The 11,940-nt window shown below is 75.0% G+C and carries 9 protein-coding genes and 2 tRNA genes; 5 read left to right on the top strand and 6 right to left on the bottom strand.

What is annotated here, in order from left to right:
• Positions 1 to 63: 63 nt before the first annotated feature.
• Positions 64 to 930 (top strand): universal stress protein, encoded by an 867-nt coding sequence (locus JQN84_RS04710; RefSeq protein WP_204957124.1) that lies wholly within the window; start codon positions 64 to 66, stop codon positions 928 to 930.
• 52 nt (positions 931 to 982) lie between these two features.
• On the opposite strand, the gene JQN84_RS04705 is transcribed toward JQN84_RS04710, so the two are convergent.
• A complete protein-coding gene (locus JQN84_RS04705; RefSeq protein ID WP_204957122.1) occupies positions 983 to 3,322 on the bottom strand; it encodes a heavy metal translocating P-type ATPase in 2,340 nt (779 codons plus the stop codon).
• Positions 3,323 to 3,509: 187 nt separating this feature from the next.
• On the opposite strand from JQN84_RS04705, the gene JQN84_RS04700 reads away from it, so the two are divergent.
• Positions 3,510 to 4,520 carry an Acg family FMN-binding oxidoreductase gene (locus JQN84_RS04700; protein WP_372445899.1) on the top strand — a complete coding sequence of 337 codons (1,011 nt, stop codon included), beginning with the start codon at positions 3,510 to 3,512 and terminating at the stop codon, positions 4,518 to 4,520.
• A gap of 96 nt (positions 4,521 to 4,616) precedes the next feature.
• Entirely contained in the window at positions 4,617 to 6,287 is a 1,671-nt protein-coding gene (locus tag JQN84_RS04695; RefSeq protein WP_204957341.1) for a sensor histidine kinase, read from the top strand.
• Positions 6,288 to 6,381: 94 nt separating this feature from the next.
• Here JQN84_RS04695 and JQN84_RS04690 read toward each other — a convergent pair whose 3' ends face one another.
• Positions 6,382 to 7,020 carry a response regulator gene (locus tag JQN84_RS04690; protein ID WP_091251953.1) on the bottom strand — a complete coding sequence of 213 codons (639 nt, stop codon included), beginning with the start codon at positions 7,018 to 7,020 and terminating at the stop codon, positions 6,382 to 6,384.
• A 167-nt stretch (positions 7,021 to 7,187) separates the two neighbouring features.
• Here JQN84_RS04690 and JQN84_RS04685 point away from each other — a divergent pair, with 167 nt between their 5' ends.
• The gene (locus JQN84_RS04685; RefSeq protein WP_204957119.1) at positions 7,188 to 8,162 is read left to right on the top strand and encodes an Acg family FMN-binding oxidoreductase; all 975 of its coding nucleotides are present in this window, start codon (positions 7,188 to 7,190) and stop codon (positions 8,160 to 8,162) included.
• 117 nt (positions 8,163 to 8,279) lie between these two features.
• Here JQN84_RS04685 and JQN84_RS04680 read toward each other — a convergent pair whose 3' ends face one another.
• Positions 8,280 to 9,284 carry an NAD-dependent epimerase/dehydratase family protein gene (locus JQN84_RS04680; RefSeq protein ID WP_204957118.1) on the bottom strand — a complete coding sequence of 335 codons (1,005 nt, stop codon included), beginning with the start codon at positions 9,282 to 9,284 and terminating at the stop codon, positions 8,280 to 8,282.
• Between the two features lie 419 nt (positions 9,285 to 9,703).
• On the opposite strand from JQN84_RS04680, the gene JQN84_RS04675 reads away from it, so the two are divergent.
• Positions 9,704 to 10,288 carry a hypothetical protein gene (locus tag JQN84_RS04675; RefSeq protein ID WP_204957117.1) on the top strand — a complete coding sequence of 195 codons (585 nt, stop codon included), beginning with the start codon at positions 9,704 to 9,706 and terminating at the stop codon, positions 10,286 to 10,288.
• Between the two features lie 59 nt (positions 10,289 to 10,347).
• Here the strand turns inward: JQN84_RS04675 and JQN84_RS04670 are convergent.
• From JQN84_RS04670 to JQN84_RS04660, 3 genes are all read right to left on the bottom strand, one after another.
• Positions 10,348 to 10,422 (bottom strand) — tRNA-Val (locus JQN84_RS04670).
• 9 nt (positions 10,423 to 10,431) lie between these two features.
• Positions 10,432 to 10,504 (bottom strand) — tRNA-Gly (locus tag JQN84_RS04665).
• Between the two features lie 184 nt (positions 10,505 to 10,688).
• The gene (locus JQN84_RS04660) at positions 10,689 to 11,849 is read right to left on the bottom strand and encodes a PLL family lectin (protein WP_204957116.1); all 1,161 of its coding nucleotides are present in this window, start codon (positions 11,847 to 11,849) and stop codon (positions 10,689 to 10,691) included.
• Positions 11,850 to 11,940: the final 91 nt, after the last annotated feature.

Genomic DNA, 11,940 nt, shown 5'->3' with positions numbered 1-11,940 from the left:
GCCCGAGGTGGGCCGGTCACCGGCCGGCCCACCCCCTGCCACCAGCCAGGAAAGGACGAGACGATGAAGCCCGACGAGATCCTGGTCGGCTACGACGGCTCCGCCGACGCGGGCGTCGCCGTGGACTGGGCGCTGGCCGAGGCGCGGCGCACCGGACGCCCGGTCCGGCTGGCGTACGTCTTCGAGTGGATGACCGTCGCCGGCTGGGTCGGCCCGGGGGTGGCCCCCGGGGTCTGGCCGGACGACGACGCCCGGCGGCAGGTCGAGGAGCTGGTGCACAAGGCCGCCTCGGACGCCGCCGCCGCCTGGCCCGGCGTCACCGTGCACGGTGAGGTCTTCGACGGCCCGCCCGCGTTGGTGCTGGAGGAACGTTCCGCCGAGGCCGGGTTGCTGGTGCTCGGCAGCCGGGGCCACGGCGGGTTCACCGGCCTGCTCGCCGGCTCCACGGCGGTGTCGGTGGCCGCCCACGCGCACTGCCCGGTCGTGGTGGTGCGCGAGGCGCAGGCTACGGTCACCGGCCCGGTGGTGGTCGGCTTCGACGGCTCCGAGCAGGCCGGCACGGCGCTCGGGTTCGCCGTGGAGCGGGCCGCGCAGCGTGACGCCCCGCTGCTGGTGCTGCAGGCATTCGAGCCGCCGGACGACCGCTGGCGGCCCTCCGACCCGGACGCCGAGGCCCGGCTCGCGGCGGACCGGGCCACGATCGAACAGGCTCTCTCCGGGTGGCGGGAGACGTTCCCCGAAGTGCCGGTGACGGTGGAGATCGCACCGGCCCGACCGGCCGCCGCGCTCGTCGAGGCGAGCCGGGAGGCGCAGCTCGTGGTGGTCGGCAGCCGGGGTCGGGGCGGGCTGCGCGGGATGCTGCTCGGCTCGGTCGGCCAGCAGCTCATCCAGCACGCGCACTGCCCGGTCGCCGTCATCCGGGAACGCTGACCGCCAGGCCCCGGGTCTCGCGTTGATCCACCCGCCGGTCCCGATGGGTGGATCAACGCCCCGGGGCCGGCGGGTCGGGGTCCAGGGCGAGGTAGTCCTCCTCCTCCCGGGCCAGGTGCAGGCGCAGCACCGCTTCCAGGCCGTACAGGCTGGCGAGCAGGTCGGGCACCTGGTCGGGGCGCAACCGCCCGTCCGCCCGCGCCAGGTGACCGCCGATCGCGTCCACCAGCCGATGGATCTCCACGTGTTCCCGGCTCATCGTGGCCGTCGCCTCGTCGCCGCCCAGCGGGCCGGCCAATGCCGGATAGAGCTGCCGTTCCTCGGCGTCGGTGTGCGGCAGCACCTCGTCGGTGAGCCGGCGGTGCGTGTCGCGCACCGCCGGCAGGCACCCCTCGGCGGTCGGCCGGGTCGCCACCAGGTCGGCGGTGTCGCGTACCCGGGCCAGCACGGCCCGTACGCCGGGATGCTGGCCCGCGTACCGGTCGAGCAGGGCGCGGGTGGCCGGCGGGACGTCCCGGCGGCGCAGCCCGCCGCGCAGCGCCCGCAGCGCGTTGAGGATCACCAGCACGTCGATGCCCTCCTGGAGGAACGCGCCCGCCACCGGCGGCAGCCGGCCGACGGCGGCGACCAGCATCGCGAGCACCGCCAGCCCCATCCCGACGGCGGCGCTCTGCACCGCGATCCGGCGGGCGTAGCGGGCGATCTCGACGGCGTCGGCGAGCCGGTCCAACCGGTCCACGGTGATCACGGCGTCGGCGACGTCCGCCGAGGCGGTCGCCCCTCTCGCCCCCATCGCCACCCCGACGTGCGCCGCCGCCAACGCGGGCGCGTCGTTCACCCCGTCGCCGACCATCACGGTGACCCCCCGCCGCGACTCCTGCCGGACCCGGTCCACCTTCTCCTGCGGCGAGCAGCGGGCCAGCGCCTCGTCCACCCCCACCAGCCGGGCCACCTGCTCGGCGGTACGCGGCCGGTCGCCGGTGAGCAGCAGCAGCCGGGAGAACCCGGCCTCCCGCAGCCGGCGTACCGTCCGGCGGGCGTCGGGGCGGACCGGGTCCTCCAGCAGGACCGCGCCGAGCGGGCCGTGGTCGTCGCTGACCCACACCGTCGACCAGCCGGCCAGCTCGGCCCGCTCCCGGGCCTGCTCCGCCCAGTCGGGCAGCCCGCCGGGGAACTGCCCGACCCGCACCGGCCGGCCGTCGACCCGGCCGCTGACCCCGCGCCCCGGCTCCTCGGTCACCTCCGTCGGCGTGGTCAGCCGCAGCCGCCGCTCGCGGGCCTGCCGCACCAGCGCCACCGCCAGCACGTGCGGGGAGAGCTGCTCCACCGACGCGGCCAGCCGCAGCACCTCGTCCCCGTCGCCACCGGGAGCGACCACCGTCTCCGCCGCCCGGGGCCGCCCCTCGGTCAACGTGCCGGTCTTGTCGACCAGCAGGGTACGGGCCCGGCCGAGCAGCTCCAGCGAACCACCGTCGCGCACCAGGACGCCCCGCCGGGCCACCCGGGACAGCCCGGAGACGATAGCGATCGGGGTGGCCAGCAGCAGCGGACACGGCGTCGCCACCACCAGCACCGCGACCGCCCGGACGAACTCCCCCGACCACACCCCGGCCACCGCGGCCAGCAGCAGGGTGAACGGGACGAACGCCGCCGCGTACCGGTCGGCGAGCCGCACCGTCGGTGCCCGGTGGGCGGTCGCCTCCCGCGCCAGCCGGACGATCTGCGCGTAGGTGCTGCCCGTCGCGTCCCGGGTGGCCCGCAGGCCCACGGCCGCCCCCGCGTTGACCACCCCGCTGGACACCTGCTCCCCGGCGGCCCGGCCCACCAGCTGCGACTCGCCGGTGACCACCGACTCGTCGAGCGTCGCCGCAGCCGCGAGCACGCCGTCGACGGGCACCACGTCGCCCGGCCCGACCAGCAGGTCGTCCCCCACCGCGACCCGGTCCAACGGGACCACCTCGATCCCCCCGTCCGGGGTGCGCCGCCGCGCCTGCCGGGGCGCCCGCGCCAGCAGCGCCCGCAGGTCGCGGGTCGCCCGCCCCCGGGCGTACGCCTCCAGTGCCCGGCCGGTCGCCACCATCACCGCGATCACCGCCCCGGCCAGGTACTCCCCGACCAGCAGCGCACCGGCCAACGCCAGCACGGCGATGACGTCCACCCCGAACCGACGCCGCCACCACTGACGCAGCACCGCCCCGACCGCCGGCACCAGCGCCCCCAGGGTCGCCGCCGCCCACACGCCGTCGGCGGGGCCGCGCCGCCCGGTCAGCCACAGCACCGCCCCGACCAGCAACGCCCCGCCGAGCAGGGCCAGTGGCGTCCACTCACGCCAGCGCACCGGACGCCTGTCGACCGGCCGCCGCGGAACACACTCCTGCGGTGCCGCGTCCACCTGCGGATCGTCCCAGCAGGTGGCCGGCGGGGACCGGGAACCGGGAAACCACCGGGCCGAAATGCCCCCGAGGGGGGACCTGCGGACCGTGTGCAGGGCCGGTTCGGCAGGCCAGGATGGAACGGTATCCCCGCCCCGGGGCCGACCGGGTGGGGCACGATGGGAAAGAGACGGAAAGGTCGTGCCGATGAGCCACCAGACGCCCGCGACGGACCGCCCGCTGACCACCGCGCTCGCGGAGGCGGCGGCGACGGCAGGTCACGCCCCCTCGGTGCACAACACGCAGCCGTGGCGTTGGCGGGTCCTGCCGGACGCCCTGGAGCTGCGGGTGGCCCGGGAACGGCAGCTCACCGCCACCGACCCGGAGGGCAGACTGGTCGCGGTGAGCTGCGGCGCGGCCCTGCACCACGCCCGGGTGGCGCTCGCCGCCGAGGGCTGGACGGCGGTGGTGGAGCGGCTGCCCGACCCGCAGCAGCCGGACCTGCTGGCCCGGTTGACCGGCCTGGCCCGTTCCGGGGCCGACCCGGAGGCGATGCGCCTGGTGCAGTGCATGCAGGTGCGGCACACCGACCGCCGCCCGGTCAGCGACGAGCCGGTGTCCGTCGGGGTGCTCGACGAGATCGTCGGCGCGGCCGACGCCGAGGGTTCCCGGTTGCAGATCCTCGACACCGACCAGGTGATGGAGCTGGCCGCGACCGCCTCGCACGCCGGCACCGTCGAGGCGGAGGACCCGCAGACCCGCGAGGAGTTGCAGTACTGGACGCACCGGGCCGGCACCGGCACCGGCCTGCCGCCGGAGGTGCTGCCGCAGGACCAGCCGCAGACCACCGTCCCGGCCCGGGACTTCGGCAGCCCCGGCGACCTGCCGGTCGGCCCGGGGCACGACCGGGCCGCCGTGTACGGGCTGCTCTACGGCGACGAGGACGAACCGGACAGCTGGCTGCGGGCCGGTGAGGCGCTCTCCGCGCTGTGGCTCGCCGCCACCCGGCACGGGGCGTCGGTGGTGCCGCTGTCCGGCGTGGTCGAGGTCGACGGCACCCGGCAGACGCTGCGGCAACTGCTCAGCGGCCTCGGCTACCCGTACCTGGTGCTGCGGATCGGGATCGCGGACCCGGCACACGCCGGACCGCCGCACACCCCCCGGCTGCCGGCCGCGCAGGTGGTCGACACCTCCGCCGTACGCGACCAGCGGCCCTGATGATCTCGTGCCCGGCGGTCACCGGACGGTAACATCGCCCGCGTGGCCGCCAGCACCCCTGCTTCCCGCAACGAACACCAGGTCCCCTCGCTGGGGCTGAGCCCGTTGTCCCGGGTCCGGCTCGACGAGTTGCTCCAGGAGATGCTGGACCGGGTCGGCGACGTGGTGACCAGCCGGGAGCGGCTGCGGGCGCTGCTCGACGCGGTGGTCGGCATCGGCACCGACCTCGACCTGCGCAGCACCCTGCAACGGATCGTGCAGGCCGCCTGCGAGCTGGTCGGGGCCCGTTACGGCGCGCTGGGGGTGATCGGGCCGGACCGGCTGCTGCACGACTTCATCACCCACGGCATCGACGCCGAGCTGCACGCGAAGATCGGCGACCTGCCGCACGGGCGGGGCGTGCTCGGGCTGCTGATCGACGAGCCCCGCCCGGTGCGCATGCCCGACATCACCCAGCACCCCCAGTCGTACGGCTTCCCGCCGCACCACCCGCCGATGCACAGCTTCCTCGGCGTGCCGGTGCGCATCCGCGACCAGGTCTTCGGCAACCTCTACCTGGCCGAGAAGCAGGGCGCCCCGGAGTTCACCGAGGACGACGAGGAGATCGTCGTGGCGCTGGCCGCCGCCGCCGGGGTGGCCATCGAGAACGCCCGGCTCTACGCGCTGGCCCATCGCCGGGAACGCTGGCTCGCGGCCACCGCCGAGATCACCTCGGTGCTGCTCGGCGAGGTACGCCGGACCGACGCGCTGACCCTGGTGGCCCGCCGGGCCCGGGAGGTCGCCGAGGCGGAGCTGGCGCTGGTGCTGCTCTACGACGAGGACGCCGGCCAGTTCACCGTCGAGGTGGTCGACTCCGCCGACGGTGACGCGGCGGAACTGGTCGGCGCGCTGCTGCCGGCCAGCGAGACCAGCTTCGCCGGCCCGGTCACCGAGCGTCGCCGGGAGCTGCTCGACAACCTGGCCGAGGCGGCGCCGTGGCCGGTGCCGGTGGTCGCCGGCCCGGCGGTGGTCTCCCCGCTGGCCGCCGCCGACACCCTGCACGGGGTGCTGGTGGTGGCCCACCGGCCCGACGCCGGCCGGGCCGCCGACGCCGACGTCACCCTGCTGGCCAGCTTCGCCGGTCAGGCGGCCCTGGCCATGGAACGGGCCCGGGGCCAGGAGGAACGGGAACTGCTGGTGGTCCTGGAGGACCGCGAACGCATCGCCCGGGACCTGCACGACGTGGTGATCCAACGGCTGTTCGCCACCGGCCTGCAACTCCAGAGCGGCGCGATGCACGCCCGGCCCGACGTCGCCAAGCGGATCAACGCGGCCGTCGACGACCTCGACGCCACCATCCGGGACATCCGCCGCACCATCTTCGAGCTGCGTACCCCGATGAGCGCGGCGCTGCGCACCGAGATCCGGGAGGCGGTCGACGTGGCCGCCGGGTCGCTCGGCTTCCGCCCCGAGGTGGAACTCGACGGGCCGATCGACAGCGCCGTGCCGGAACCGGTCCGCCCCGACCTCACCGCCGTCCTCCGCGAGGCGCTGTCCAACGCGGTACGCCATGCCGAGGCCAGCCGGGTCGCCGTCGCCGTCCGGGTCGACGCCGGCCGGGTCACCGTGACGGTCACCGACGACGGGGTGGGCTGCGACCCGGCCGCCGCCCGGGGTGGCCTGGTGAACCTGCGCGAACGCGCCGAGCGGCACGGCGGCGAGTTCGAGGTACGCCGGATCGAGCCGCACGGCACCGAACTCTGCTGGTCGGTCCCGCTGCGCGACTGATCCGGGCGGCCTGGCGGTTCGTGCTCAGCCGGGCTGTTCCTGCTCGGCCGGCCGGCGCGTCGGGCGGTCCTCCCTCGGCCGGCGGTGCGGTGGGTCAGTGGCGTTGGCCGAGCAGGCGGGTGGCGAGCACGGCCGCCTGGGTACGCCGTTCCAGGCCCAGCTTGGCCAGCACGCTGGAGACGTAGTTCTTCACCGTCTTCTCGGCCAGGAACATCTTGCCGGCGATCTCCCGGTTGGTCAGCCCCTCGGCGACGTACTCCAGGATGCGGCGTTCCTGCTCGGTGAGGGACTTCAGCTCGCGGGGCTGCTCGACGCCGCTGCGGATGCGTTCCAGCACCCGGGTGGTGATCGCCGGGTCGAGCAGCGACTGCCCGGCCGCGACCCGACGGACCGCGTCGACCAGGTCGGTGCCCCGGATCTGCTTGAGCACGTACCCCGCCGCACCCGCCATGATCGCGGCGAACAACGCCTCGTCGTCCTCGTACGAGGTGAGGATCAGCCCCTTGATCGACGAGTCGACCGCCCGGACGTCCCGGCACACGTCGATGCCGTTGCCGTCGGGCAGCCGGGCGTCGAGGATCGCCACGTCGGGGCGGAGGGCGGGAATCCGCCGGGCCGCCTCCTGCGCGGAGCCGGACTCGCCGACCACTTCGATGTCGCCGCTGCTCTGCAACAGGTCGGCCAGGCCACGGCGGACGACTTCGTGGTCGTCAAGGAGGAACACCCGGATCATCCCTCGTTTCTACCCGCCCGGACCGGCCCGTGCACGGGCCGAAGGTCCCTAACCTGGCGCGTCACCCCGGGGAGGGCGACCCGACGGGTCGGGACGTCCGGCCCTGCCCGGCCGGCCTGCCGGTGACGGACCGTGGAGGGGAACCACGCCACGGAAGGAGCACGACCATGGGCACCGGGTACACCGAGACGCAACTGCGGGCCGCTGTCGCGGACGCCGTCCGCGCGCCCTCCCTGCACAACACCCAGCCGTGGCGGTTCCGACTGCGCGACGGCGGCATCGAGGTGTCGGTCGACCCGGCCCGCCGGCTGCCCGCCACCGACCCGAGCGGTTGGGGCACCCGGATCGCCGGCGGGGCGGCCCTGTTCAACCTGCGGTTGTCCCTGGCCGTGGCGGGCACCCCGGCGACCGTACGGCTGCGGCCGTACCCGGCCGACCCGGATGTGCTGGCCCGGCTCGTCCCGGAGCTGCCGCGCCGCCCCACCCCGACCGAGCAGAGCCTGTACGCGGCCATCGGCCGCCGGTTCAGCAACCGGGCACCGTTCTGGCCCGACCCGGTGCCCGCCGACGCCCGCTGGCGGCTCGGTGAGGCGGCCCGGGCCGAGCAGTGCTGGCTGGAACTGGTGATCGGGGTGAGCGCCGTCAACGCCTTCGCCGAGATCGCCCGCAGCGCCCACCGGGTGCTCGAACGCGACCCCGCCTACCGGGCCGAACGCGCCGACTGGGTGCGTACCGAACCCGCCCCCGACGGGGTGCCGGCCCGCGCCGGTGGCCCGCAGGCCGAGCCGCAGGACCTGCTGCCGTCGCGCGGCTTCGGCGGCCTCGACCGCGCGCCCGGCCGCGACTTCGAGCCGGAACCGCTGGTGGCGGTGCTCGGCGCGGCCGGCAACACGGTCGTCGACCAGGTGCTCGCCGGGCAGGCGTTGCAGCGGGTGCTGCTGACCGCGACCGACGCGGGACTGGCGGTGTCGATGCTGTCGCAGCCGATCGAGGTGTCGGGGGCGCGGGAGGCGCTGCGGCTGTCGCTGGGGCGTTTCGGCACCCCGCAGATGGTCATGCGGATCGGGTACGGCCAGCCGGGGATGGCCACCCCGAGGCGGACCGTGGACGAGGTGCTGGACGTGGCGGTGGCACCCGGCTGACCATGCCGGCCCGACGACGGGTGCCCTCGCCGGCACCCGGGCGGCGGGGGCCCACGGATCCGGGGGCGGTGGAGGCGGTGACCCCGACGGATCCCGGGGGGGCGGTGGGGCGGTGGATCAGATCGGACCGGCGGCAGCCAGCAGGGCGGTCTCGCGTTCCGGGTCCAGGCCGATCGTCGCCCGCACCGGCCGCCCCGCGCGCGGTGGCACCGCGCCCACCCGGTCCAGCCAGCGCCAGGTGTCGCCGACCGTCCCGGCCACCGGGCGACAGGTCAGCCCCGCCGCGTACGCCCGCTCGACGCCGAGCTCCTGCAACCACCGGTACTCGTGGCCCGGGGGAATCCAGACCGGCAGGTCGTTCCAGGGTTCCACCCCGGCGGCGAGGATCGGCTCCGGGTCGGTCCAGCGCAGCCGGGCGTCGGATCCGGTCGCCGCCACCATCTCGCTCAACAGCTCACCCATGGTGCTGTGCCCCGGACGGCTGACCACGTTGAACGCGCCGCCGACGCCCTCGGCGGCCTGGTCCAGGGCGAAGGCCGCCAGGTCACGGACGTCGACGTACTGCACGGGCAGGTCGGCCGGGCCGGGGGCGAGGACGTCGCCACCCCGGGCCACCCGCCGCAACCACCAGGGCAACCGGCCGACGTCCTCACCCGGCCCCAGGATCAACCCGGCCCGCAGCAGCAGGGCACGCTCCCCGAACACCTCCGTCGCGGCCCGCTCACCGCCCGCCTTGCACCGGGCGTAGTCGTCGTCGCGGGGGTCGTCGGACGCCGCTTCCACCACCGTCGCCTCCTCCCCCGCCCCGGCCGGCACCGGCGGGGCGTAGACGGAGCAGCTGGAGACGTAGGCGTAGTGCCCGGCGGCACGTAGTGCCCGGGCGGCGTCGTGTACCGCGCGGGGCATGCCGTCCCAGGTGTCGACCACCAGGTCCCAGTCGCCGCCGGCCAGCGCGGCCAGCCCGTCCGGCGCGGTCCGGTCACCCCGCAACCGGTGTACGCCCGGCGGGGGGTCGCCGTGTACGCCCCGGTTGAACATCGTCACCGTCCAGCCCCGGCGTACCCCTTCGGCCACGATGGCGGAGCCGACGAACCCGGTGCCGCCCAGCATCAGCAGTCTCATGCGTCCCACCCTGCCGGCCCGGCACACCGATGGGGCATTCTGTTCACCGGTAGCGGATCTGCCATCGGCAGAACCCGCGTCCCCGTCGGCCACCGGATCGCCGAAAAGTCCGGTGTCCGCCACCAGCCTCGACCGGCGACCGCCGACGGAATGACCCGGCGTCCACGGTCGTTACACCCCCCGTACGACCGTAGGAGCGCCCCGGCCGGCAGGTCCGCAGGTGGGCAGTGCCCCGGAATGATGCGGGGCCCCCGGTCGTTACATCGGGTTCCGGCGTGAGCGGCAGGGCCCGCCGGAGACCTACCGACTTTCCCTCATGAGCGCCTCGTCGTGGTGCTTACGCCCCCACCGCCGGCTCCGCCGGTGGCCCCGGTCCCCCGACCGGTCGGGTGGCGTCGACCCTCGAAGGAGCATCCCCCATGACGACCACCATGCTGCGTAAGAGTGTTCTCGGTATCGCCGGTCTCGCCGTCGCCGGTGGTCTGGCCGCCGGCCCGCTCAACCACGGCACCCCCACCATCGACACCCGCCCCGTCGCCGCCGTCCAGGCCGACAAGCCGGCCGTCGACACGCTGATCCCGCACGGTGTGCAGGGCGAGCAGTCCCGCATCGACCTCAACGACGAGCAGACCGGCAACGTCAAGGCGATCATCGCGGCGACGAAGAAGGCCGGCATGGACGAGCGTGCCGCGGTGGTGTCGATCGCCACCGCCCTGCAGGAGTCGAAGCTGGAGAACCTCGGCCACCTCGGTGACCGCAACGACCACGACTCGCAGGGCCTGTTCCAGCAGCGCCCGTCGAGTGGTTGGGGCACGGTGGAGCAGATCACCGATCCCGAATACGCCACCCTGGCGTTCCTCAAGGGCCTCAAGCAGGTCGACGGCTGGCAGGACATGCCCCTGACCAAGGCCGCCCAGACCGTCCAGGTCTCCGCCTACCCCGACCACTACGCCCAGTGGGAACAGCAGGCCGCCGACCTCGTCGCCGAGCACTGGAACAGCTGACCCTGCGTACGACGCCACGAAGGCCCCGGCTCGGTTGAGCCGGGGCCTTCGTGATGCTCTGGTGGGCGATACTGGGTTTGAACCAGTGACCTCTTCCGTGTCAAGGAAGCGCGCTCCCACTGCGCCAATCGCCCGTGGTCGAGAGCGGACGACGGGATTCGAACCCGCGACCCTCACCTTGGCAAGGTGATGCGCTACCAGCTGCGCTACGTCCGCGTGCCGCCCGGTTTCCCCGGCGACGCCCCGAACTCTACCCGATGGCAAGATCGCCCGTCCGGCGACCCCACCGCTTCGCCCCGGGCAGCGATCGCCCTGTTCATCGACGGGGTACCGCACGCCGACAGCACCTCGCCGTCCCACCCGGGGCAGGACGCGCCTGCCCCGGTCGGCCACCGACCGCCTAGCGGTACAGGGTCAGTGAGACGTTCGCGCCGTACTGGATCGGGTAGTCGAGCGGTACCGGCAGGATCTCCCCCAACGGCGGCGGGGGCGGCGGCGGACGCCGCCACCACCAGAACAGCCACCACCAGAGGTCGTTGCCGCACCAACCCGCGTAGACGTAGTCCCCGACGGTGAGCACCGAGATCGACCCACCCGGCTTGGCGAACGCGGGACCGGTGACGACGTACGCCTGCCACCCGCCGGCCACGTTGGTCACGATCCGCACGGCGCCGGCGGCGTCGGCGAAGTACACCCCGGTCGGGCCGTCGACGGGGCGGGTCGCGGCGAGCGCCGCGCCCACCGGCACCACACCGACGTCGGACACGGCCACCCGGTTCCACGGGTCGGGCAGGCCACCGCCGGCCGGGCTGACCTGCCAGAGCCGGCCGTCCAACCCGGCGTAGTAGGCCTGCACACCGCCGCCGGCCAACGAGGCCACCCCACTGCCGGCCGCCGCGACACCGGACGGGCCGACGGATGACGTCTGCCAGGTGCCGCCCGTCCGGGCGAGGTGACGCAACCCGCCGTCGACGCCGACGAAGAACGCGCCCGGCCCGCTGGACTGCCACGACCCGGCGACTACCGCGCCCGGCGGGGCGACGCCGGGCACCGAGACGCGCTGCGGACCGGCACCGGGGCGCACCACACGTGAGTACGAGGTGCTGTAGACGGCGCCGTCGACGCCGACGAAGAAGACGTACACGTAGCCGTCCGGGGCGGTGAACGCGGTCAGCCGGCCCCCGGGCGGGGCGAGGTTGCCCGCCCCGTCGCGGTAGACGGTGATATTGGAGGTCGCCGAGCTGGTCACGGCGGCGACCAGGCCACCCTGGGTGCCGACGGTGAACACGGCGGTGTTCCCGTCGGACTGTCGGACGGCGCTGACGTCGGCGTCGGGTGGGGCGAGCGCCGTGGGGCCGAACGGGCTGACTCCGGTGGATGACGTCAGGTAGAGGCGGCCGTCCTGGCCGACGGTGAAGCCGACGACCTGCGACGCTGCCGCCTGCGCGGTCGACGGGGGCGGCGCGGCCTGCGCGGGTGGCACAGCGGCGGCGGTGGCGACGAGCGCCAGCGCCACTCCGGCCGCCGCCGCGCGGAGGCGGCCAATTCTGTGGGGGATCACGATTGTCCTTTCGGTCGACAGGGAACCACGGAACAACAGGCTCGCCCACCGACAACAGATCAGACAACGATCCCAGAGGAATTGACAGTCA

It is taken from the genome of Micromonospora humidisoli, from assembly GCF_016900955.1.
GTDB classification, from domain to species: domain Bacteria; phylum Actinomycetota; class Actinomycetes; order Mycobacteriales; family Micromonosporaceae; genus Micromonospora; species Micromonospora wenchangensis.
Note: the sequence above shows the minus strand (reverse complement) of the source record. Positions and strands in the feature narration are given on the sequence as shown.